Raw genomic sequence first — 20,351 nt, forward strand, 5'->3', positions numbered from 1 at the left:
GTGTGCAGCCCTCCGGATCAGTTGGTTCAGTCTTGTATGACTGTCCTACGGTACGCCTGAGTGGGAGCGGGGAGCGCGCCGGTGGCGAGCAGGTACTGCGCGGCGGCGTAGGTGGCCATGATCCAGAAGTCGGGACGCGGGAGCTGGGGCCAGTCCGCGACCCCGGTGGCGATCAGGGTGTCGGAGACCAGGAACAGCGCCCCTCCGAGGCCGGCGCGCGGGCCGAGGGCGCTGGAGCGGTAGGCCATGGCGGTGAGCAGCAGGCTGTACCCGGCGACCGGGATGCGCAGGTCGGCCGGGAGGTCGGACCAGAGCAGGGCGACGGTCCCGAGGAGCGCGAGGGCGTACGCGCCCCCGAGCGCGGGATGCGTCTTCCCGCGGCCGAACAGCACGAGGTAGCAGACGTGCCCGGCGGCGAAGGAGCCCATGCCGACGAGGAAGGCGGGGTCGGCGTCGAAGAGCAGGGCCAGGTCCCCGCCCCAGCCGAAGAGCAGGGCCGCGACCAGCAGGCGGGGAGCCTTGCGCGTGATCACGTACGCGACGAGCAGCGGCATCAGCAGCGGCTTGGCGAGGACGTGCCCGAGGTGCCAGCCGGCCAGCAGCGAGCCGAGGTCGAGGGCGGTGGCGACGGCGAAGGCGCCGAGCAGGACACGGCCGGCGCCCGGCGCCCGCTCGGGCGCGGGCCGCGCCCAGGAGGGCGTACGGGACTCGGTGTCGCTCACGCGGCGTGCTCCGAGGCCTTCGCGGGGGCGGCGGACTCGGCGGCGGCCGGGGCGGCGGTCCCGGCGGGGGCGGCGGCCGGGGCGGCGTCGGCGGCGGCCGGGGCCGCGGGCTGCCAGCCGGGGCCGCGGAAGACGCGTCCGGCGCGCTCGCGCCAGCTGCGGGCGGCGCGGACGTCGCGGGCGATGGCGGCGTACTCGTGGGTGGCGACGCGCAGGGGGTTGTAGGTGTTGATGTTCTTGGTGAGCCCGTAGACGGGCTTGTCGGTCTCGGCCACCCAGGAGCCGAACATCCGGTCCCAGACGATCAGGATCCCGCCGAAGTTGCGGTCCAGGTAGCCGCCCTGGGAGGCGTGGTGGACGCGGTGGTGGGAGGGGGTGTTGAAGACGTACTCGTAGGGCCGCGGGAGCTTCCCGATGCGCTCGGTGTGGACCCAGAACTGGTAGAGGAGGTTGAGTCCGTAGCAGAACGGGATGGCGGCCGGGTGCACGCCGACGGCGACCATCGGCAGGTAGAACCACCAGGTGGTGGCGCTGGTCCACGGCTGGCGCAGGGCGGTGGTGAGGTTGAAGTTCCGGCTGCTGTGGTGGACGACGTGGCAGGCCCACAGGATGCGGATGACGTGGTGGAGCCGGTGCTGCCAGTAGTAGAGGAAGTCCTGGACCAGCAGCATCAGCAGGACGGTCCACCACAGGAACGGCACGCGCAGCGGGGTCAGTTCGTAGACCGCCGTGAAGACCGCGACGACCGGGAGCTTCCAGAGCAGGTCGAAGCCGATGCTGCCGAGGCCCATGGCGACGCTCGTCGCGGCGTCCTTGGTGTCGTAGCCGGCGGCGTCCTCGTCGGGATGGAGCCGGTAGCTCACCACCTCGATGACGGTGAGCAGCACGAAGGCAGGTATGGACCACAGCACGACATCGGGCAGGTTCGGCATGCCCGCACCATAGAGCGGCTTCGGGGGCACCGCCAGGGGTTGTTACCGATCGGTATCCATCGGGGTTACCGGCGGTTCGCGCGATAATCTCCGGGCCGGGGGAAGGGCAGGGGCATGACGGGCTTCGAGACGGTTCTCTTACGTGTGGCGGGTACGGCGGCGGGGGCGCTGGTGAAGTCGCTGCTGACCCGGTCCCCGGGGGCGGGCCTGACGCCCGACCCGGCCCGCCCGACCCCGCCCTGGCGCCGCCCGGCGGAGCTCGGCGACCCGGAGATCCGCCGCCTGACGCACAGCCTGGCCTCCCGCATGGGGCCGGTGTGCGGGTCATTGCCGGAGCACGAGCGCCTGGCGGCGCTGGACGCGGTGGCCGACGCCTTCACGACGCTCGGCCCCTTGACCCCGGACGCCCTGCTCGCGGCGGACCTCGATCCTTCGGCCCTGGCCGCGACCCTGCCGCCCCCGCCACCGGGCCTGAACGAGGCGGCGGAGCGCCTGTACCGCGGCCTGGTGGCCCTCTGCTGCGCGCACGCGGTGGAGTACGTCACGACCCTCCCGGGCTTCGGCGCCCGGACGGACGTGGAACTGGTCCGCCGGACGGGCGAGTTGGCCCGGGCGGTGGACCGGCTGGCGGACCGCCCGGACGGGGCGGCCCTCGCCTTCGAGGAGCGGTACGCGCGGTACGTCGCCGAGACCCACGGCCGCCTCCGGCTCTTCGGCCTCACCCTGAGCCGCTCCCGCCGGGAATGGCCGCTGGACGTGGCGTACATCAGCCTGGCGGTCAGCGGCGAGGAGCATCCGATGCCGGGCGACCCGGCCGTGCACCGGACCCGGGTACGGGCCGAGCAGGCCCTCGACGGCGCCGACCGGATCCTGCTGCGCGGCCCGGCGGGCTCGGGGAAGTCGACCCTGGTGCAGTGGCTCGCCCTGAACGCGGCCCGCCGTACGGCCGGCCCGAGGAGCACCTGCGTCCCGTTCGTACTGCGGCTGCGCTCGTTCACCGCGTCGGGCGATCTGCCGCTGCCGGAGGACTTCCTGCGCGCGGGCGGCGTACCGCTCTCCGGCCCGCCGGGCTGGGTGGAGGACCTGATGGTCAGCGGCCGGGCGCTGGTGCTGGTGGACGGGGTGGACGAGGTCCCGCAGCGGCTGCGCGCCCGCACGGAGACCTGGCTGCGCTCGCTCGTCTCCGCTTTCCCGAAGGCGCGGTACGTGGTGACCACCCGTCCGTCGGCGGTCCCCGAGGACTGGCTCGCGGGCCAGGGTTTCGCGGCCCGCTCCATGCTGCCGATGGAGCGGGGGGACATCCGGGCCTTCGTCGCGCACTGGCACGCGGCGGCCCGCGCGGACGGGCAGGAGGTCGACGCGTACGAGGCCTCGCTGCTGGAAGCGGTCTCCTCCCGGCGGGACCTGGCCCGGCTGGCGACGAACCCGCTGATGTGCGCGCTGCTGTGCGCGCTCAACCAGGACCGGCGGATGCAGCTGCCCCGGGCGCGCAAGGAACTGTACGACGCGGCGCTGGACATGCTCCTGGTCCGGCGGGACACCGAGCGCGAGATCGCCGGGGTCGAGGGGGTCTACCTGACCCGCGAGGAGCAGATCGCGCTGCTCCAGCGGTTCGCGTACTGGCTGATCCGCAACGGGCAGTTGGAGGCGGGCCGGGACGAGGCCGTCGAGATGGTGGGCGAGTGGCTCGACGCGATGCCGCAGGTACGGGCGCAGGGCGGGGCCGAGCCGGTCTTCACGCACCTGCTGATCCGCAGCGGCCTGCTCCTGGAGCCGTCCCCGGGGTCGGTGGTCTTCGTCCACCGCACCTTCCAGGACTACCTGGGCGCCAAGGCGGCGGTGGAGTCGCGGGACTTCGGCGTGCTGGTGAAGAACGCGCAGGACGATTCCTGGGACGACGTGGTCCGCATGGCGGTGGGCCACGCCCGCCCGGACGAACGCGCCCGCCTCCTGCGGGGCCTGCTGCGCCGCGCCGACAAGGTGAAGTCGGCCCACGACCGCCTCGTCCTGCTGACGGCGGCCTGCCTGGAGCACGCACCCGAGCTCGACCCGGGGATCCGCGCCGAGATCCAGTCGCGCACCGCCGGCCTGCTGCCACCCGCCCGGTTCACGCAGGCGGAGCAACTGGCCAGGGCCGGCGAGCTGGTCCTGGACCTGCTGCCCGGGCCGGCGGATCTGACCGAAAGGGAGGCCGCGGTCACCGTCCGGACCGCCGCCCTGGTGGGCGGCCCCCAGGCACTCGGCCTCATCGCCCGGTTCCGGACGGATGCGCGGCCTCAAGTGGCGGTCGAGCTGGCCGACAACTGGCGCAGGTTCAACACGCCGGACTACGTCGAGTCCGTCCTGGCGCAGGCCGAGCTGGCCACCACCTATGTGAGCGTCTACACCTCCGAGGAACTGGCCCACCTGCCGCTGCTGCCCCACGCCCGGCACATCAGCCTCAGGGACGGGCACTGGCTGCCCGAGGCCGTCGTCAGCCGGCCGGACCTGGAAGGGCTGACCATTCACCGGGACGAGCTGCTCACCGATCTCTCACCCCTGACCGCCCTCCCCGACCTCTGGGGCCTGGGGCTCTACGAATGCCCCCGCATCGCGGACCTCTCCCCGTTGTCCGGGCTGCCCCTGCGTTCCCTGGGCCTCTCGCGGCTCGCGGAGGGCATGTCCCTGGCGCCGCTGGCCACGCTCCGCTCGCTCACGGGATTCACGCTGGACTTCGAGGCCGGCATCTCCGAGCTCGCCGACCTGCCCCTGGCCGGCACCCTGCGGTCGCTCGCGCTGTTGAAGGGAGCCCGCCACGTCGGTCTCGACGGGCTGGAGCGGTGGCCGGAGCTCGAAGCCCTGACCATCTCCGGGGAACGGCAGGCCCTTCGGCTGGCGGACGGGCCGTCGGTGCCGGGCTTGAAGCTGCTCCAGCTGAACGGGATGGCGGTCGTACCCTCGATGCTGGTCCGGCACCGGGAACTGACCGACCTCATCCTGCTGAAGTGCACGCCGGGATCGGGGCTGGAGCCGCTCCTCGCGCTGCCGCACCTGACCCGGCTCGTGGTGAGCTTCTCCGCCGGGCCGGTCGACCTGTCCCCGCTGGCGGCGAAGGACGACCTCACCGTGGAGGTGTACGGCCCCAACGACCTGCTCGGCACCGAGCTGTTCCCGCCGGAGCGGCTCGTCCACATGAGCTGAGCCGCCCCGACGGCGGGCGGGATCCGGGGGCTACCAGACGCGGACCGAGCCGCCCCGGGCGAAGGCCGGGCTGGTGGCTTCCGGGGGGACCTCCTTCAGGGGTTCGGCTATCTCCGAGACCAGGGGGCCGTGTACGGCGGCTATCGGGTCCAGCAGGGCCAGGTCGAATCCGTAGACGCGGGCCGCGTTGCCGCCCGCCATCGCCGCCACCTCCTCCCTCGGGAGGCCCGCGTAGGCGATGCGGAGGCCTTCGCGGGAGAACGGGGTGGTGCCCTCGTCGTGGGGGTAGTCGCTGCCCCACATGATCTTGTCGAGGCCGATCCGGTCCCGCAGCGGGACCTCGTGGGGGCGCATGAAGCTGGCCCCCACGAAGCAGTTGTCCCGCCAGACCTCGCTCGGGCCCTTGCCCATCGCCTCCGCCAGGCCCGCCCCGAATTTCGACTCGGCCGTGGCCGAGGCGGCGACCAGGCGGCCGTGGTAGTAGTCCAGCATCTCCATCACCCCCGGGATCCAGCCCGAGCCCTGCTCCGTCAGGACCAGCTTCAGGCCCGGGTGGCGGCGGAACGCCCCGCCGAAGACGAGGTGCCACAGGGCACGGTGCGAGAACCAGGTCGTCTCCACCATGAAGACCGCCCGCGCGGCCGGTTCGTCGCCGAGCGGCGGCGACGCCGATCCGCCGTGGTGGTTGACCGGGACGTCCAGCTCGTCGCAGACCGCCCAGATCGGGTCGTACGCGGCCGAGTACAGCTCGGGGACGGACGAGCCGGGCGGGACGCCGGGCAGCAGGATGCCGCCCGTCAGGCCGGCCTCGCGGGTGCGGCGGATCTCCTCCACCGCCGCGTCCACGTCGTTGAGCAGGATCTGGACCACGCCCGCCCGCCGCCCCGGCGCGTCCGCGCAGAAGTCCGCCAGCCAGCGGTTGTGCGCCTGGAGCCCCGCCCAGCGCATCGTGTACTCCGCGGCCGTCGGCGGCTGCGCCATCAGCGAGGCCTTGGGGAAGAACGGCGGGATCGTGTTCGGGAAGACCACCTCCGCGACGATGCCGTCCGCCTCCAGCTCGGAGAGCCGGCGCGCCGAGTTCCAGTTGCGGTCCGCCGTGTCCGCGAGGAGGTCCTCGTACGGGTTCACGTACGTGGCGGCCCAGGCGTCGAACTCCTCGTGGTACCGCTTCTCCAGGTACGGCCTGTAGTCCAGCAGGTCCGCGCCCGCGTGGCAGTCCGCCGAGATGACCGTGTACCGCTCCGCCATCAGTTCACCCCCAGGACCGGGAAGTCCCCGCCCGTCAGCCAGTGGCGGCCCGTCTCCCGCGAGCGGGCCCACGAGGCCTCCACCGCCGCCTGGTCGGCCGGCTGGCCCAGCTCCGCCGGGGTCGGGCCGATCCGCCGGGCGATGGGGGCCAGCTTCCCGGTGTCGAAGCCGAAGACCTCCGCCGCCGCCAGCCCCAGCATCCGCCGGGTCTCGCCGACCGGGATGTCGTGGAAGGTGTTCTTCAACCAGTTCCGGGTGTTCGGCCAGGTCCCCTCGGGGTGCGGGAAGTCCGAGCCCCACAGGATGTTGTCCACGCCGATCTCGTACCGCTGGGCCAGCTCGCGCCGCTTGGTGTTCGTCGCGCAGACGAACACCTGGCGGTCCAGGTACTCGCTCGGCGGGCGCTTGAGCTCCTCGAACGGGGACAGCTTCTTGCCGCCGTGCGCGCCGAGGTAGAGCCGGTCCATGAACCACAGCTGGTTCGGCAGCCACCAGCAGCCCGACTCGGCGACGCCGAACCGCAGCCCCGGGTGGCGCTCGAAGACCCCGGACCAGAGCAGGAACCACAGTGGGCGGGCCGGCCACCACGTGACCTCGGAGACGAAGATGCCCAGGTGGTCGCCGTACTCGTGGCGCGGCGAGGACCCCGAGTGGGTGACGATCGGCATCCGCGTCTCGGCGGCGGCCGCCCACACCGGGTCGTAGCGGCGGTCGTGGTAGGGCGCCTTGTCCACCCACATCGCGGGGATCATCAGCGCGCCGAGCCCGGACTCCTTGGCCCGGTATATCTCGGCGACGACCTTTCCCGGCTCGCCCGTGACGGGCAGCAGGGCGACCCCGCAGTGCCGCTCGGGGGTCTCGGAGACGAACTCCGCCAGCCAGCGGTTGTGCGCCTGCGCGCCCGCCATGCCGAGCTCGGGGTCCTGGTCGCCGGAGAGGCCGAGGCCCACCCCGAAGGGGGCGGCGGTCTGGCTGTCCACGGCGTCGGCGTCGGGGAAGACGACCTCGGCGGCGACCCCGTCGCCGTCGAGCTCCTTCAGGCGCTGCCCCGTGTCCCAGCCGCCCCGCAGGCCTTCCTCGTGATCGTGGAACCACTTCTCGGCGAAGGCCTCGTTGCGGACCCCCAGCTTCGTGGCCTCGGCGCGGCGGGCGTCGCGCTGGCCCAGGAACTCGTCGAACTGCGGGTGGAAGCGGGAGTCGAGGTACGGGCGGTACTGCTCGGTGGGCAGTCCCGCGTGACAGTCGGAGGAGATGATCAGGTACGGGTCTTCGTACGCGCTGCTGTCGGTCAACGGTCGCTCCTCGGGCGAGTCGGTCGATTCGATCGCGTCAGACGAGTCAGTCGAGGATGAAGCTCTCCAGGTAGGCGGGGTCGGCGCGGTCGAGCATCGACTGCGACCGGGCGCGGATCTGCCGGTCGCTGTGCTCGCTCGCCGGGAGCATCCAGAAGCGGCCGGCGCGGATGCCCTCGACGACGTGCTCGGCGACCTCCTCGACGGGGGTGAACTCCACCTCGTGGCCGGCCTGCTTCATGGCGGCCTCGTACTGGTCGAGACTGCGGTACGGGGTCTTGCGCGGCCGCTGCTTCGCGTACCGCTCGGGCCGGTTGCGGTGCGACTCCCACAGTCCGGTGCGCAGCATGTGCGGTCCGGGGAAGAGCACGGAGGCTCCGACGGCCGCACGCTCCGCCTTGAGGTGGGCGTACAGCGATTCGGTCATGGTGACCACGGCCGCCTTGGTGACGGCGTAGACGGAGGCGGTGGGCAGCGGGGCGATGCCGCCGTCACCGGAGGAGGTGTTGACGACGTGGCCGGGGCCGCCGCCCGCGATCATGCGCGGGACGAAGGCCTGGATGCCGTGGAAGACGCCCCAGACGTTGACGGAGAAGGCCCATTTCCAGTCGTTGGGCTCGTGCTCCCACATCCGACCCTCGGCGCCGGATCCGACGCCCGCGTTGTTGCAGAGCACGTGCACGGCGCCGAAGGTCTCGTACGCGGCGTCGGCGAGCGCGATGACGGAGTCGCGGTCGCTGACGTCGACGGGCCTGGCCAGCACCCGGGCTCCGTCGGCGGTCAGCTGGTCGGCGGCCTTGCGCAGGGCCGCCTCCTCCACGTCGGCGAGGACGACCTTCAGCCCCTCGGCCGCGAAACGGCGGGCCATCGCGAGCCCGATGCCGCCTGCGGCGCCGGTGACGACGGCCACCTGTCCGGGTTCGAGCCGCATGTCACACGCTCCCTTCGGGCGGGCCGTCGAGGATCTGCATCGGGTCGTCGTAGCGCTGGTGGATGTACGGGAGGAGGGCCTGTGCGCTGACCCGCTCGACGACGCGGCCCTTCTGGTCGGTGGTCTTCTCGCCGATGGTGATCTCCACGATCCGGCGTACGGGGAGGTCGGCGACGGGGTCGAACATCGACTCGCGCAGGACCACGTCACCGGTGATGTGCTCCAGCTTGCGGACCTTCTCGTTGCGGGTGACGTGGACGAGCACCGGGTCGGCATCGAAGCCCGAACCGTCCACCGCCGGGAGGAACTTGAAGTAGAAGTCGGTCTTGGCGGCGGGCTCGGGCAGCGGCAGTGCGCGGTCGACCGCCCCGCGCACCTCCACGAAGGCGATCCCGTGCCGGGCCAGGGCGGCCCGTACGACGAGCCCGTCGCGCTCGACGTCGACCTCGCCCAGCTTCTTCGGCTCGCCGAAGACCTCTCGGCCGCCGATCAGCGCCCGCTCGTGGGTCATCGGCATGACCAGCGGGTACCAGCCCTCGACCCCGCCGTGCTGCGCGGCGACGGCCACCGAGCCGGCGCCCAGGGGGTAGCCGGGCAGGTCGACCTTGCTGATGTTGGCCCGTACGAGGGGCCGGTCGGCGGGCTTGAGCGGGGGCGGCAGGACCGCCGCCACCACGTCGGGGTCGCTCTCCCAGACCGCCACCACGCCGGTGGACCAGATGTCGGGGAGCCTGGCGCTCTTCTCGCGCGACGCCGTGATCTCTGCCTCGGTGCGCGCTCCGTACCGTACGCGTGCCATGTCTCGCACCATCCCTCGTCCTTGAGCGGATCGGTTCTGTAACACAGTTACACCGCCTCCGATGAAGGGTAAAGACCCCTGCACGGACCAGAACTGACGATCCGACAGATTGGCGGGAGACGGCCATGGCCAGAACCACGCTCACCCGTGACGAGGTGCTGGCGGCGGCCGGCTCCCTGGTCAGGCAGCACGGCCCGGCGGCCCTCACCATGCGCAAACTCGCCGCCGAGCTCGGCACGGCGGTGACCTCCATCTACTGGCACGTCGGCAACCGCGAATCGCTGCTCGACGCCCTCGTGGAGCGGACCGTCCAGGAGATGGGAGCGATCCGGCCGGCCGGCCGCACCCCCGTCGAGCGGATCCTGTCCGTGGCCCGGACCCTGCGCCGTGAACTGCGCGAGCGGCCGCACCTGATCGCGATGGTCCACGAACGGGGTCTCACCGAGCGGATGTTCCTGCCCGCGCAGCAGGCCCTGGTCCACGAGGTGCACGCGGCCGGGCTGCGCGGGGCGCGGGCCGCCGACGCCGTGCGCGCGGTCCAGTTCCAGATCGTCGGGTACCTCCTCGTGGAGCGCAATCGCGAGCGCTCCCCCGCCCAGTCCCCCGCCGAAAGCGAGCTCTGGGACCCCTCCGCGGCTCCCGACGACCCCGAGCTCGCCCGCGCCCTCGCCCGCCCGGCGGACCCGGAACGGTTGTTCCTGCTCTCCCTGCGCGCCCTCGTCCGCTCCCTGCTGGCGGCGCCGAACCCGCCCCCGCGGTAAATCGCTTGGAGGCCCCCGGTGTCCGTGGTTGTATCGGCTGCGCGGGGGCGGCTCCGCGACGTGCTTCCTTCTCATCCTTCTGACGACACCCGTAGCGCGTCCCCTCTCCGCCCCCGCCCCACGCCCTTCCCGGTTCCGGAGGAATCCCCCTTTTGCCCGAGCTGTCGACCGTCCTGTTGCGCCGTCTGCACACCGTTTACGTCGACCAGGCCGGGCCCCGCCCGGGCGATCCGTCGACCGCCGAGGGCCTGACGGCCCTGGAGGCCGAACTCCTCGACCGCGGCCACGCCCTCACGGGCCCCCTGCGTTCGGCGCTCGCCTGGCTCGGGCCCGCCGGACTCGCCGCCGCGGGAAAGCAGTTGCTCAAGGACATCGACATCCTGCTGGGCGCCGACCGCACCCACATCCCGCTCTTCCGCTCGTTCCCCGCCTCGGTACCGGACGACACCCGTGCCCTGTGGACCGAGCGCGTGCTCACGCTGCTCCACCAGTGGCCGGACCAGCCGTGCGTTCTGTGCGCGACCGTCGGCTCCGTCCACCCCGTCGCGCCCTGCGCCCACCTCGTCTGCCGCACCTGCTGGGACGGGGCCGACTACGCGGGCTGCCCGATCTGCCACCGCCGGATCGACCCGGCCGACCCGTTCCTGCGGCCGTCACCACCGCACGACGCCGCTCCCCCGGGGGGCGGCCCGCTGCGGCTGCTGGCCTTCGGCGCCGACCGCGCCGCCGACGCCGTCACGGCGCTCGGCAAGCTCCTCGCCCGCCGCACCCCGCTCTCGGCCCAGGACACCGAGGAGGCCCGGGTCCTCCTCGCGCACGCCCCGGCCGCGCTCGACTGGCTGCCCGACGCCATCCCCGTACGGGAGACGAAGGCCCTGGTGCTCGGCACCCTGCTGCGCGAGCGCCGCACGCGGGAGGGCGTACGGGCCCTGCTGCCCGAGCGGCTCACCACCGCCACCGACGTCCTGCGGCTGCTCGCCGTCTGGTCCGGCGGCGAGGCGGACCTGCTGGCGCCGCCGCGGCTGCGCTCCCTGCCGCGCGCGCTGCGGCGCGAGCTGCTCGCCGTACTGGACGCCCTCGATCCGGGGCCGCTCGTCGAGGACGTCCTGCGCCACCCCGACCCCTGGAAGCGCGCCGCGGAGATCCTGCACCCCTTCGAGCGGTACGCGCACCACCCGCGCGCCGCGCTCGCCTTCGCCGTCCTGCGCGGGACCGACACCTCCGGGCCCGGGCTCGGCGCCGCCCTGCGGGCGACCGCCGCCGCGCACCCGCAGGCCGTACGGGTCGACGGCGCGCGCCTGCGCCCGGCCACCTGGACCGGGCGCGCCGAGGAGGCCCTGCGCGCCGGCGACCCGGACGCGGCCCTGACCGTGCTCGCCGAGCGGCCCGGCGAACTCGTACGTCGGCTCGACCACCTGCTGCGGCTGTACGCGGCCGAGGCCCTGCCCGGGCGGGTGGCGCGGGTGCTGGCCGACCGGCTGCCGAAGGCGGGTCCCGGGCCCCTGCTCTCCGCGCTCGGCCGGTTGCGGATCCGCCATCTGCCCGGCACCCGGCGGGTGTTCTTCCCGCGCGGCCGGGTCGCGCACTCGTACGCCCGGGACGAGGACCGGGCGCCGCTGGCCGAGGCGGTGACCCGTTCGGTGTGCGAGCTGTTCGAGCGCGAGCTGCTGCGCCGGCTGGCCGCGGCGGACCCGTACGAGGCGGCGGTGCTCGACTCCCGGCTCGCCCGCCTCCACGTGCCCTCCGCCGAGCGGGCGGCGGCCAAGGCCCTGGTGACGGTGCCCAAGGGAAGTTTCCAGGCACTGCCCGGCGGCGATGTGCTGCGGATGTTCCTGCACTGGATGGAGCCGCCGAAGAAGCGGGTGGACCTGGACCTGTCGGTGGTCCTGTTCGACTCCGACTGGAACTACGCGGGCCTGTGCGACTTCACGAACCTGGTCTACCGCGAGGGAGCCGTCGTCCACTCCGGGGACCTCACCTCCGCCCCCGCGCCCCGCGGCGCGAGCGAGTACGTGGACATCGACCTGGACCGGCTCGCCGACACCGGGGTGCGCTTCGCCATGCCCGTGGTCTTCGGCTACAACAACATCCCCTTCGAGGTGCTGCCCGACGCGTTCGCCGGGTTCATGGCCCTGCCCCGCGGCTCCGGGCGCACCTCCCGGTTCGATCCGCGGACCGTCCGCCAGCGCTACGACCTGGCCGGGAACTCCCGGATCCACGTTCCGCTCCTCGTCGACCTGGAACGGCGCGGGTTCCTGTGGACGGACGTGCACCTGCCGGACGACGAGGGCTACCACAGCGTGTGGGCGCACCAGGAGGACCTGGCCCGCATCGGCCGCGACCTGTTCACGTACTTCTCGACGGGCCGCACCACCCTGTGGGAGCTGGCGGCCTGGCACGCGGCCGCGCGCTGCCCCGAGGTGCTCGTCCTGCGGCGCACCCCGCGGCCGGGCGACCCGGACGAGCTCTGGACGTACCGGCGGGGCGCGGGCGAGGACACCGTCGCCTTCGCCTCCCGCCTGGTCGGGCTGCGCGATCCGGACGTCCGGCGGCCGACGGAGGACGCCGGCGCCCTCGCGGGCGCCGCGGTCTCGGGGAAGTCGGTGTTCCTCGCGCTGGTCGAGGGCGATGTGGCGCCGGCCGGGTCCGGCGGGTCCGCATACCGGCTGCTGCCGGGGCCCGTTGACGGCTGCGGGCTCGAACAGCTCTCGGCGGGCGACCTCGTGGCGGCACTGGGGTGAGGGTCCGCGGGGCGCCGGGTGTCAGTGTGTGCCGATATCCTCTGTGACCATGCTCGACGACCGTACGACCGCAGAGACGACGTGGCCGACCGCGTACCCAGAGGGGTACGCGGTCGTCGACGTGGAGACGACCGGGCTCGCTCGCGACGACCGGATAATCTCCGCCGCCGTCTACCGGCTCGATGCGCAGGGCAATGTCGAGGACCACTGGTACACCCTGGTCAATCCGCAGCGGGACCCGGGACCGGTCTGGATCCACGGGCTCACCAGCGACATGCTGCAGGACGCGCCGCTCTTCAAGGACATCGCCGAGGAGTTCGCGGGCCGGCTCGCGGACCGGGTGCTCGTCGCGCACAACGCCATGTTCGACTGGCAGATGATCGCCCGGGAGTACGCGCGGGCCGCCGAGACCGCACCGGTCCGTCAGCGGCTGTGCACCATCGCGCTGTCGAAGGAGCTGAACCTCCCGCTCCCCAACCACAAGCTGGAGTCCCTCGCCGCGCACTTCGGCGTGGTCCAGCAGCGCGCCCACCACGCCCTCGACGACGCCCGCGTCCTCGCGGAGGCGTTCCGTCCGTCGCTGCACGCCGCCGCACGGGACGGCGTACGGCTGCCCCTGCTGGAGTGCCGGCCGCTGACGGAGTGGTCGGACTCCCCCGTCACCCCGCGGATCGGGCAGCAGGCGTCGTACGGGAGCAACAGCTGGCGGCCCTCGCGCAAGCGGCCGCCGTGCCCGCACCCGAACCCGGGGCGCTTCGAGGACGGCAAACCGCTGAAGCAGGGCATGCGGATCGCCTTCTCGGGTGACACCTCGGTGGACCGGGAGCTGCTGGAGGACCGGGCGGTCGAGGCCGGGCTGCACGTCGCGACGAGCGTGTCGCGGCTCACGAGCCTGCTCGTGACGAACGACCCGGACTCGGCCACCTCCAAGACGGTCAAGGCGAAGTCCTTCGGTACCCCGGTGGTCGACGAGGCGGCCTTCACCCAACTGCTCCGGGACGTGGCTGCGGCAGACGGGTGAGCGTCGGGCGACTCGCCCGGCACCCGCTTTCCCGTCCCGCCCGTCGGGTCCCACCCTGTGGCGCATGGCACGTTGTGAGGTCTGCGGAAACGATTACGGCATGTCCTTCGAGGTGCACGCGCAGGGCAGCGTGCACGTCTTCGACTGCTTCTCCTGCGCCATCCACCGCATGGCGCCCATCTGCGAGCACTGCCGGGTGCAGATCATCGGACAGGGCGTCGAGGTCGAGGGCCAGTGGTACTGCGGGGCGCACTGCGCCCGCGCGGAGGGGAAGGTGGGCATCGTCGACCGCGTGTGACCCTCCTCTCCCTCTCGCCCCTCCCGACCCCGGACGGCCACCCGGCCGCCGGGGTCTTCCCGGCTGGGGGTACCGTCGTGGGCGTGTACCGCTTTGTACTGACCCGGCAATGGGTGTGCCTCACCCTCATCGCCCTCGCCCTCATCCCCGCGATGATCAAGCTGGGGTTCTGGCAGTACCACCGCCATGAGCACCGGGTCGCGCAGAACGAGCTGATCGCGGCGAACCTGTCCGCGAAGCCGGTACCGGTGACCGAGGTGACCTCTCCCGGCCACCAGGTCCCGCGCGCCGATTTCTGGCGCGCCGTCACCGCCACCGGCACGTACGACTCCGCGCACGAGGTCGTCGTCCGGATGCGCACCGACAACGACGACAAGGTCGGCTTCCACGTCCTGACCCCGCTGGTGCTCGCCGACGGCCGGGTGGTCCTGGTCAACCGCGGCTGGGTGGCGGGCGGCGACGACCCGCGCGCGTACCCGCCCGTGCCGGCCGCGCCCTCGGGAGAGGTGACGGTCACCGGGCGGCTGAAGGCCGACGAGACGAGCGTCGGCAGCGGCATCAAGGACCGCAAGGGCCTGCCGGACCGCCAGGTGATGCTGATCAACAGCGCCCGGCAGGCGGAGTACCTGGGCAAGCCCGTCCTCGGCGGCTACATGGAGCTCACGGCTCCGGTCCCGGCGGGCGGCAGCCCCGAGCCGATCGCCGATCCCGACCACGACTCGATCGGCCCGCACATGGCGTACGCCGTGCAGTGGTGGCTGTTCGCCGCGGCGGTGCCGGTGGGCTGGCTGGTCCTCGTACGGCGCGAGAGGCGCGACCGCGCCGCGGCCGCGGCCGCCGGCGCCACCCCCGAGCGGGAGCCGGCGCCCACGGCGTAGCGTGTCGGGCATGGATCTTGGACTGAAAGACCGTGTCTACGTCGTCACCGGCGCCACCCGCGGCCTGGGCTACGCCTCGGCGCGCGAACTGGCTGCGGACGGCGCGAAGGTGATCGTGACGGGCCGTGACGCGGCGCGCGCCGCCGGGGCGGCCGCCTCGCTGGGTCCGAACGCCGTGGGCCTCGCCGCGGACAACGCCGACCCGCAGGCGGCGGCCGCGCTCGTCGCCGCCGCGAAGGACCGTTTCGGCCGTCTCGACGGCATCCTCATCAGCGTCGGGGGCCCCGCCCCCGGTTCGGCGGCGGGCAACACCGACGAGCAGTGGGCGGCGGCGTTCGAGTCGGTCTTCCTCGGGGCGGTGCGCCTGGCCCGCGCGGCGGCGGCCGAGCTGGGCGAGGGCGGGGTCATCGGCTTCGTCCTGTCGGGCTCGGTCCACGAGCCGATCCCGGGCCTGACGATCTCCAACGGGCTGCGGCCGGGGCTGGCCGGCTTCGCCAAGTCCCTGTCGGTGGAGCTCGGACCGCGCGGCATCCGCGTGGTCGGACTGCTGCCGGCCCGGATCGACACCGACCGCGTCCGCGAGCTCGACGCCCTGTCGGGCGACGCGGCGGCGGCCCGCACGGCCAACGAATCCGGCATTCCGCTGCGGCGCTACGGCACCCCGGAGGAGTTCGGCCGCGCGGCGGCCTTCCTGCTGTCGCCCGCGGCCTCGTACTTGACGGGCATCATGCTCCCGGTCGACGGCGGCTCCCGCCACGGCTTCTGAAGCCCCTCACGTCACCCGCCGCGCGCGGTGGGAAGTGATCCGGAAGCGGGCCTCCGCAGGCAGTTCGGGGAGGCCCGCCGACCGGCGGGCGTGGCCGAGCACCGGGCCGGCCAGCCCCGCCAGGGCGTCGGCCGGCACGGCGTGCGGCTCCAGTTCCAGCTCCACCCGCAGCTTCGGACCCGCGCGCCGGCTCCGGCGCCCCTGCTTGCCCCGCAGCGCGACGCTGCACCGGGCGACCCCGTCCAGCGCCCCCGCCTCCGCGGCCACCGCCTCCTCCAACGCCCGCCCGCGCAGCACCGCGAACGCCCCGTCACCCGTGTCGACCAGGACCGCGGGCAGCCGCGAACGCCGCAGCTGCGCCAGCAGCCACCACAGCGCGAGCACCACGCACACCCCGAGCCCGGCGAGCACCGCCCACCACCACCAGCCCTCGGCATGCCAGTACCGCGCGCGGGTCGCCGCGGAGAGCAGCGGCTCGTGGCGGCCGCCGAGCGGCCGCAGCGCCGTCAGCACCGCCACCCCGGCGGCCAGCAGCACGGCGCCGATGATCCCGAGCAGGATCCGGTTCACCGTCCCGAGCATCCCCTCACCTCTTCCCGACGGGGGCCCTGGTGACCCGTACCCGCGGCTTCGGCTCGTGCGCGAGGCCCAGTTCACCGATGCCGACGGCCACGACCTCCTCCAGGTCGGCCCGTACGTCGTCCAGCTCGCGGAAGTGGGACTGCGCCCGGACCGCGACGCGGGACCGCCGCACCGCGACCCGCGCCGAGCGCACCCCGGACACCTCCATCGCCCGGTCCCGCAGCACCAGCGCGGCGGCCTTGCGGCCGAGGCCGGCCCGTACCCCGCCGTCCGGGTCCGGCGTCCGCATCGGCAGGATCCCGCGGAGCCCCGGGGTGAGGGCGAGGAGCAGCAGCACCGCCCCGGCCACCGCGAGCACCGCGGCGCCGACGAGCACCCACGGGTCCGCGGGAGTCTGCTGCTCCAGCTGGTGGGCGAGTTCCCCGCGCCACCGCATGCCGGGGCGGCCGGCCCGTACGGCGGCGAGGTCGTAGAGGAAGAGGCCCGCCGCCCCCAGCACGGCCAGGGCCGTCAGCGCGGACGGGATCCGCCGGGCGGACCGGAAGCGGCGGACGCGGGCCGGGGCCGCTTCCCGGGGCGGGGCCTGGCCGCGGGCGGGCGCCGTCACCGCAGCTTCCGGTCCCGCAGGGCGGCGGTGCGGGTGTGCGCGGAGTGCAGGTGCTCGATGTCGATGTCCACCTCGGGCACGGACATGCCGGCGTACTCCTCGACGCGGCGGACGACCTGGCCGCGGACGGCCGCGCACCGGGCGGCGAGGTCGCAGGGGTAGTCGAGCTCCAGGCTCACCCGTACCCGGGCGATGTCGTGGTGCACGGTGACGGCGGCGTGCGGGGCGGCCCGCCCGGCGGCGGAACCGGCGGAACCGGAGCCGCCGGCGGGCCCGGCGCCCCGGGGCGGCCCGTCCGGCTGTGCGGCGAGGGCCTCGCGGGCGGCCTGGGCCGCGATCTTGGCGACGACCCGGTCGGCGATCCGGGTGGCCCCCCGTTCTGCGGGGGGCGCGTGTGGGGGAACCACCCGTGGCGTGGTCATCGGGGCCTCACCTGTCGCGGTCGCGGGGGCGGAAGAAGACGCCGGGTTCCAGGTCCCCGTCCAGGAACCGGCCGACGATGAAGCCGATGGCGCCGAGTGCCGCCACCAGCAGGAAGGCCCCGAATCCGCCGAAGTACCCGGCGAACGCGAGCGCCATGCCGGCGAAGAGGCCGACGACGGCCATCCTCATGGGAGCTCCTCCTTCACTGGAGCCGGGACTCCGGCTCCTCGTCGGGCTCGTCGGGCAGCTTCACGTCGCTGACCGCGATGTTGACCTCGACGACCTCCAGGCCCGTCATCCGTTCGACCGCCGAGATGACGTTCTCACGGACGGCCCTCGCGACGTCGCGGATCGACACGCCGTAGTCGACGACGATCTCCAGGTCGAGGGCGGTCTGCACTTCGCCGACCTCGGCCTTCACCCCGCGGGTGGCCGAGGACTTCGCTCCGCCGGGCACCCGGTCGCGGACGGCGCCGAAGGTACGGGAGAGGCCGCTGCCACTGCCCATGGCGTGGACGCCGACCACCTCGCGGGCGGCGAGTCCGGCGATCTTCTCGACCACCCCGTCCGAGATGGTGGTGCGGCCGCGGTCGGCCGGGTTGCGCGAGGCACCCCCGGATGTGGATTCGGTCATCGCGTGTCCCTTCGCGCGGATTGGACTCACTCCGCACCACGGTATGCGCGGTGCCCCGGCGGCGCACCGGGACTACGCCGGTCGGCCGGGAACGGACCCCCCGCCACCTCTTGACCTCAACTGCGGTCGAGGTCGGAGAGTGGGCGAGTGATCAAGGCCGAGGGGCCGTTTTCGAACAGGGCTGGCAGGGGGAAGCGTCATGCGGGCGATACGGGTGGACGGGTACGGCGGTCCGGAGGTCCTGGTGCCGGTGGAACTGCCGGATCCGGTGCCGGGGCCGGGCGAGGTGCTGGTCCGGGCCGAGGCCGTGGACACGATCTTCGTGGAGACCCAGATCCGCGGGGGCTGGGGTGAATCCTTCGGCATCCACCCGCCGTACGTGCCGGGCGGCGCGGCCGCCGGCACCGTCGTCGCGGTGGGCGAGGGGGTGGATCCCGGCCTGCGCGGGCGCCGGATGGTGGCGGCCCCGGGTACGCGGGGGACGTACGCGGAACTGGTCCGGGTCCCGGTGGAATTCCTGGTCCCGGTCCCGGACGGGCTGGAGGCGGCGGAGGCCGCGGCGCTGGCGCACGACGGGGTGACCGGCTCCGGCATCGTGGAGGGCATCGGCATCGAGGCGGGCGAGCGGGTGCTGATCCTGGGCGCGGCCGGCGGGATGGGGACGCTGCTGGTGCAGTTCGCGGTGGCCGCGGGGGCGTACGTGGTGGGGGCGGCGCGGGGTGAGCGGAAGCTGGCGCTGATCCGGGAGCTGGGCGCGGACCTGGCGGTGGACTACGCGGAGCCGGGGTGGACCGAGGCGGTCGGCGGTCCGGTCGACGTGCTCCTGGACGGGGTCGGCGGCGAGCTGGGCCTGGCCGGATTCGGGCTGGTCCGCGACGGCGGGCGGGTCTCGGCGCACGGCGCCCCCAGCGGCGGCTTCACCGCACTGGACCCGGCGCGGGCTCAGCGGCGCGGGATCGCGCTGCGCGGGATCGCCGAGGTCCAGTACCCGCCGGAGGAGATCACCCGCCTGGCGGGCTTCGCCCTGGCCGAGGCGGCGGCGGGGCGGCTGCGCCCGGTGATCGCGCGGCGGTTCCCGCTGGCGGAGGCCGCGCGGGCACACCGCGCGATGGAAGGCCGCGAGATCCCGGGCAAGGCCCTCCTGATCCCCTGACGGGCCCACCGGGGTCCGGGGGCGGGAGCCCCCGGAGCTCCGGGTCAGTCCGAGAGGCCGGCCAGGTCGCGCAGGCGGCGCGCCTGGGCGGCGCGCTCCGCCGAGCGCTGGGCGTCGTAGGGCCGGGATCCGGCGTCGCGGAGCAGCGCCTTCGTCTCGATCACGGCATCGCGCGGCGGAGACAGCAGCGCCGTCGTGAGGTCCTGCACCGCCGCGTCCAGCTCGTCGGCCGGTACGACCAGGTTGGCCAGACCGACCCGCTCGGCCTCCTCGGCATGCACGAAGCGGCCCGTCGCGCAGATCTCCAGCGCGCGGGCATAGCCGACCAGCGAGGTCAGCGGCTGGGTTCCGGCCAGGTCGGGCACGAGACCCAGGCTGGTCTCGCGCATGGCGAACTGCACGTCGTCCGCGACCACGCGCAGGTCACACGCCAGCGCGAGCTGGAAGCCGGCGCCGATCGCATGGCCCTGAACAGCGGCGATGGAGACGATGTCGTTCCGCCGCCACCAGGTGAAAGCCTCCTGGTACTCGGCAATGGTGGAGTCGAGCAGCTCGTCCGAACCGCGCGCCAGATCGAGGAAGGACGGCTCGCCCTCGAAACCCTCGGGGGTGAACGCCTGCCGGTCGAGTCCGGCGGAGAAGGACTTGCCCTCACCGCGCAGCACCACGACCCGGACGGTGCCCGGCAACGACCTTCCGGCCTCCGCCAACGCCCGCCAGAGCGCGGGGGACTGGGCGTTTCGCTTGGCCGGATTGGTCAGTGTCACCGTCGCGACCGAGTCGTCCACGGTGAGCCGTACGCCGTCCTTGTCGAGCAGAGCCATCTGTGTGCCTCCGGTGTGCAGTCGGCCGCAATCCCGGCCTAAGTGACTGCACAGTAACCACCCAGTCGGCCGGGGGGCCGACCGGGGGTCACCGAAGGAACCGCGGTGTGGGCAGGCGAGCGTGATCCACCCCGGCGCCGGGTCTGACGACCCGGATCGGGGTCAGGCCGAAGCCGCCTTCTTGCCGCGCGTCGCGCCACCGCGACCACGCAGAATGACTCCGGACTCACTGAGCATCCGGTGGACGAACCCGTAGGACCGGCCGGTTTCCTCGGCCAGCGCACGGATACTCGCACCGGAGTCGTACTTCTTCTTCAGGTCTGCCGCGAGCTTGTCGCGCGCAGCGCCGGTTACCCGGCTGCCCTTCTTCAGAGTCTCGGCCACCCGTGCCTCCTCATGGGAAGTGCGCTCTGGACTTCTCATGATCACCCCTCCCCGGCTTCCTGGCCACCCATTCAGCAAGGTCGGTACGACGACATTTCCCGAGTCGTGGACACATCAGCAGAACGGAATCTCCTCTTCCGCTGCATGACGTCCGTCACACTTCTCCACCCTCACC

General features: G+C 73.5%; 21 protein-coding genes. 8 read left to right on the forward strand and 13 right to left on the reverse strand.

Annotated elements, in window-relative coordinates; translation table 11 throughout:
• Positions 1–26: 26 nt before the first annotated feature.
• Positions 27–722, reverse strand: a complete 696-nt coding sequence (locus tag ACFY1T_RS25700) for a lysoplasmalogenase (protein ID WP_390790264.1) — start codon at positions 720–722, stop codon at positions 27–29.
• Positions 719–1,654: a sterol desaturase family protein gene (locus tag ACFY1T_RS25705; RefSeq protein WP_390790265.1), complete on the reverse strand. Its 936-nt coding sequence runs from the start codon at positions 1,652–1,654 to the stop codon at positions 719–721. The genes ACFY1T_RS25700 and ACFY1T_RS25705 overlap by 4 nt, the downstream gene beginning before the upstream one ends.
• Before the next feature lie 114 nt (positions 1,655–1,768).
• On the opposite strand from ACFY1T_RS25705, the gene ACFY1T_RS25710 reads away from it, so the two are divergent.
• A complete protein-coding gene (locus tag ACFY1T_RS25710; RefSeq protein ID WP_390790266.1) occupies positions 1,769–4,834 on the forward strand; it encodes an NACHT domain-containing protein in 3,066 nt (1,021 codons plus the stop codon).
• A 30-nt stretch (positions 4,835–4,864) separates the two neighbouring features.
• On the opposite strand, the gene ACFY1T_RS25715 is transcribed toward ACFY1T_RS25710, so the two are convergent.
• The 4 genes from ACFY1T_RS25715 to ACFY1T_RS25730 are packed head-to-tail and all read right to left on the reverse strand — an operon-like array spanning position 4,865 to position 9,104.
• Positions 4,865–6,082 carry an amidohydrolase family protein gene (locus ACFY1T_RS25715; protein WP_390790267.1) on the reverse strand — a complete coding sequence of 406 codons (1,218 nt, stop codon included), beginning with the start codon at positions 6,080–6,082 and terminating at the stop codon, positions 4,865–4,867.
• Positions 6,082–7,374, reverse strand: coding sequence for an amidohydrolase family protein (locus ACFY1T_RS25720; protein WP_390790268.1), 1,293 nt, complete (start codon positions 7,372–7,374; stop codon positions 6,082–6,084). Before ACFY1T_RS25720 ends, ACFY1T_RS25715 begins: the two co-directional genes overlap by 1 nt.
• A gap of 46 nt (positions 7,375–7,420) precedes the next feature.
• Positions 7,421–8,305 carry an SDR family NAD(P)-dependent oxidoreductase gene (locus ACFY1T_RS25725; RefSeq protein WP_390790269.1) on the reverse strand — a complete coding sequence of 295 codons (885 nt, stop codon included), beginning with the start codon at positions 8,303–8,305 and terminating at the stop codon, positions 7,421–7,423.
• A 1-nt stretch (position 8,306) separates the two neighbouring features.
• Positions 8,307–9,104 carry an acetoacetate decarboxylase family protein gene (locus ACFY1T_RS25730; RefSeq protein WP_390790270.1) on the reverse strand — a complete coding sequence of 266 codons (798 nt, stop codon included), beginning with the start codon at positions 9,102–9,104 and terminating at the stop codon, positions 8,307–8,309.
• A gap of 125 nt (positions 9,105–9,229) precedes the next feature.
• On the opposite strand from ACFY1T_RS25730, the gene ACFY1T_RS25735 reads away from it, so the two are divergent.
• From ACFY1T_RS25735 to ACFY1T_RS25760, 6 genes are all read left to right on the forward strand, one after another.
• Positions 9,230–9,865 carry a TetR/AcrR family transcriptional regulator gene (locus ACFY1T_RS25735; RefSeq protein ID WP_390790271.1) on the forward strand — a complete coding sequence of 212 codons (636 nt, stop codon included), beginning with the start codon at positions 9,230–9,232 and terminating at the stop codon, positions 9,863–9,865.
• 152 nt (positions 9,866–10,017) lie between these two features.
• Entirely contained in the window at positions 10,018–12,606 is a 2,589-nt protein-coding gene (locus ACFY1T_RS25740; RefSeq protein WP_390790272.1) for an MXAN_6230/SCO0854 family RING domain-containing protein, read from the forward strand.
• A gap of 43 nt (positions 12,607–12,649) precedes the next feature.
• Positions 12,650–13,627, forward strand: coding sequence for a DEDDh family exonuclease (locus ACFY1T_RS25745; RefSeq protein ID WP_134075758.1), 978 nt, complete (start codon positions 12,650–12,652; stop codon positions 13,625–13,627).
• A gap of 64 nt (positions 13,628–13,691) precedes the next feature.
• Positions 13,692–13,925: a hypothetical protein gene (locus ACFY1T_RS25750; RefSeq protein ID WP_078622409.1), complete on the forward strand. Its 234-nt coding sequence runs from the start codon at positions 13,692–13,694 to the stop codon at positions 13,923–13,925.
• 83 nt (positions 13,926–14,008) lie between these two features.
• Positions 14,009–14,803: an SURF1 family protein gene (locus ACFY1T_RS25755; RefSeq protein WP_390790273.1), complete on the forward strand. Its 795-nt coding sequence runs from the start codon at positions 14,009–14,011 to the stop codon at positions 14,801–14,803.
• A 10-nt stretch (positions 14,804–14,813) separates the two neighbouring features.
• Positions 14,814–15,569 (forward strand): SDR family oxidoreductase, encoded by a 756-nt coding sequence (locus ACFY1T_RS25760; RefSeq protein ID WP_390790274.1) that lies wholly within the window; start codon positions 14,814–14,816, stop codon positions 15,567–15,569.
• Between the two features lie 6 nt (positions 15,570–15,575).
• On the opposite strand, the gene amaP is transcribed toward ACFY1T_RS25760, so the two are convergent.
• From amaP to ACFY1T_RS25785, 5 genes are read right to left on the reverse strand one after another with little or no spacing between them, the layout of a single operon-like run.
• Positions 15,576–16,151 carry an alkaline shock response membrane anchor protein AmaP gene (amaP, locus tag ACFY1T_RS25765; RefSeq protein WP_390790275.1) on the reverse strand — a complete coding sequence of 192 codons (576 nt, stop codon included), beginning with the start codon at positions 16,149–16,151 and terminating at the stop codon, positions 15,576–15,578.
• 4 nt (positions 16,152–16,155) lie between these two features.
• Positions 16,156–16,758, reverse strand: a complete 603-nt coding sequence (locus tag ACFY1T_RS25770) for a DUF6286 domain-containing protein (RefSeq protein ID WP_390790276.1) — start codon at positions 16,756–16,758, stop codon at positions 16,156–16,158.
• Positions 16,755–17,180: a hypothetical protein gene (locus ACFY1T_RS25775; protein ID WP_390790277.1), complete on the reverse strand. Its 426-nt coding sequence runs from the start codon at positions 17,178–17,180 to the stop codon at positions 16,755–16,757. The genes ACFY1T_RS25770 and ACFY1T_RS25775 overlap by 4 nt, the downstream gene beginning before the upstream one ends.
• Before the next feature lie 7 nt (positions 17,181–17,187).
• Positions 17,188–17,370, reverse strand: a complete 183-nt coding sequence (locus ACFY1T_RS25780; RefSeq protein WP_030859074.1) for a hypothetical protein — start codon at positions 17,368–17,370, stop codon at positions 17,188–17,190.
• Positions 17,371–17,383: 13 nt separating this feature from the next.
• The gene (locus ACFY1T_RS25785) at positions 17,384–17,815 is read right to left on the reverse strand and encodes an Asp23/Gls24 family envelope stress response protein (protein ID WP_078860112.1); all 432 of its coding nucleotides are present in this window, start codon (positions 17,813–17,815) and stop codon (positions 17,384–17,386) included.
• 199 nt (positions 17,816–18,014) lie between these two features.
• On the opposite strand from ACFY1T_RS25785, the gene ACFY1T_RS25790 reads away from it, so the two are divergent.
• Positions 18,015–18,968: a zinc-binding dehydrogenase gene (locus ACFY1T_RS25790; RefSeq protein ID WP_390790278.1), complete on the forward strand. Its 954-nt coding sequence runs from the start codon at positions 18,015–18,017 to the stop codon at positions 18,966–18,968.
• A 44-nt stretch (positions 18,969–19,012) separates the two neighbouring features.
• Here the strand turns inward: ACFY1T_RS25790 and ACFY1T_RS25795 are convergent, their stop codons facing one another.
• Entirely contained in the window at positions 19,013–19,792 is a 780-nt protein-coding gene (locus tag ACFY1T_RS25795) for an enoyl-CoA hydratase/isomerase family protein (RefSeq protein ID WP_030859068.1), read from the reverse strand.
• Between the two features lie 162 nt (positions 19,793–19,954).
• Positions 19,955–20,176, reverse strand: a complete 222-nt coding sequence (locus ACFY1T_RS25800) for a helix-turn-helix domain-containing protein (protein WP_030163146.1) — start codon at positions 20,174–20,176, stop codon at positions 19,955–19,957.
• Between the last annotated feature and the right edge of the window lie 175 nt (positions 20,177–20,351).

The sequence above is a fragment of the Streptomyces sp. NPDC001194 genome (genome assembly GCF_042896985.1).
In the GTDB taxonomy this organism is placed as follows: Bacteria; Actinomycetota; Actinomycetes; order Streptomycetales; family Streptomycetaceae; genus Streptomyces.

What these genes read in the sequence shown, in the direction of transcription:
- ACFY1T_RS25705 (WP_390790265.1), bottom strand. Translation starts at nt 1,654, where the DNA reads ATGCCGAACCTGCCCGATGTCGTGCTGTGGTCCATACCTGCCTTCGTG.
- ACFY1T_RS25710 (WP_390790266.1), top strand. Translation starts at nt 1,769, where the DNA reads ATGACGGGCTTCGAGACGGTTCTCTTACGTGTGGCGGGTACGGCGGCG.
- ACFY1T_RS25715 (WP_390790267.1), bottom strand. Translation starts at nt 6,082, where the DNA reads ATGGCGGAGCGGTACACGGTCATCTCGGCGGACTGCCACGCGGGCGCG.
- ACFY1T_RS25725 (WP_390790269.1), bottom strand. Translation starts at nt 8,305, where the DNA reads ATGCGGCTCGAACCCGGACAGGTGGCCGTCGTCACCGGCGCCGCAGGC.
- ACFY1T_RS25730 (WP_390790270.1), bottom strand. Translation starts at nt 9,104, where the DNA reads ATGGCACGCGTACGGTACGGAGCGCGCACCGAGGCAGAGATCACGGCG.
- ACFY1T_RS25735 (WP_390790271.1), top strand. Translation starts at nt 9,230, where the DNA reads ATGGCCAGAACCACGCTCACCCGTGACGAGGTGCTGGCGGCGGCCGGC.
- ACFY1T_RS25750 (WP_078622409.1), top strand. Translation starts at nt 13,692, where the DNA reads ATGGCACGTTGTGAGGTCTGCGGAAACGATTACGGCATGTCCTTCGAG.
- ACFY1T_RS25760 (WP_390790274.1), top strand. Translation starts at nt 14,814, where the DNA reads ATGGATCTTGGACTGAAAGACCGTGTCTACGTCGTCACCGGCGCCACC.
- amaP (WP_390790275.1), bottom strand. Translation starts at nt 16,151, where the DNA reads ATGCTCGGGACGGTGAACCGGATCCTGCTCGGGATCATCGGCGCCGTG.
- ACFY1T_RS25775 (WP_390790277.1), bottom strand. Translation starts at nt 17,180, where the DNA reads ATGACCACGCCACGGGTGGTTCCCCCACACGCGCCCCCCGCAGAACGG.
- ACFY1T_RS25780 (WP_030859074.1), bottom strand. Translation starts at nt 17,370, where the DNA reads ATGAGGATGGCCGTCGTCGGCCTCTTCGCCGGCATGGCGCTCGCGTTC.
- ACFY1T_RS25785 (WP_078860112.1), bottom strand. Translation starts at nt 17,815, where the DNA reads ATGACCGAATCCACATCCGGGGGTGCCTCGCGCAACCCGGCCGACCGC.
- ACFY1T_RS25790 (WP_390790278.1), top strand. Translation starts at nt 18,015, where the DNA reads ATGCGGGCGATACGGGTGGACGGGTACGGCGGTCCGGAGGTCCTGGTG.
- ACFY1T_RS25795 (WP_030859068.1), bottom strand. Translation starts at nt 19,792, where the DNA reads ATGGCTCTGCTCGACAAGGACGGCGTACGGCTCACCGTGGACGACTCG.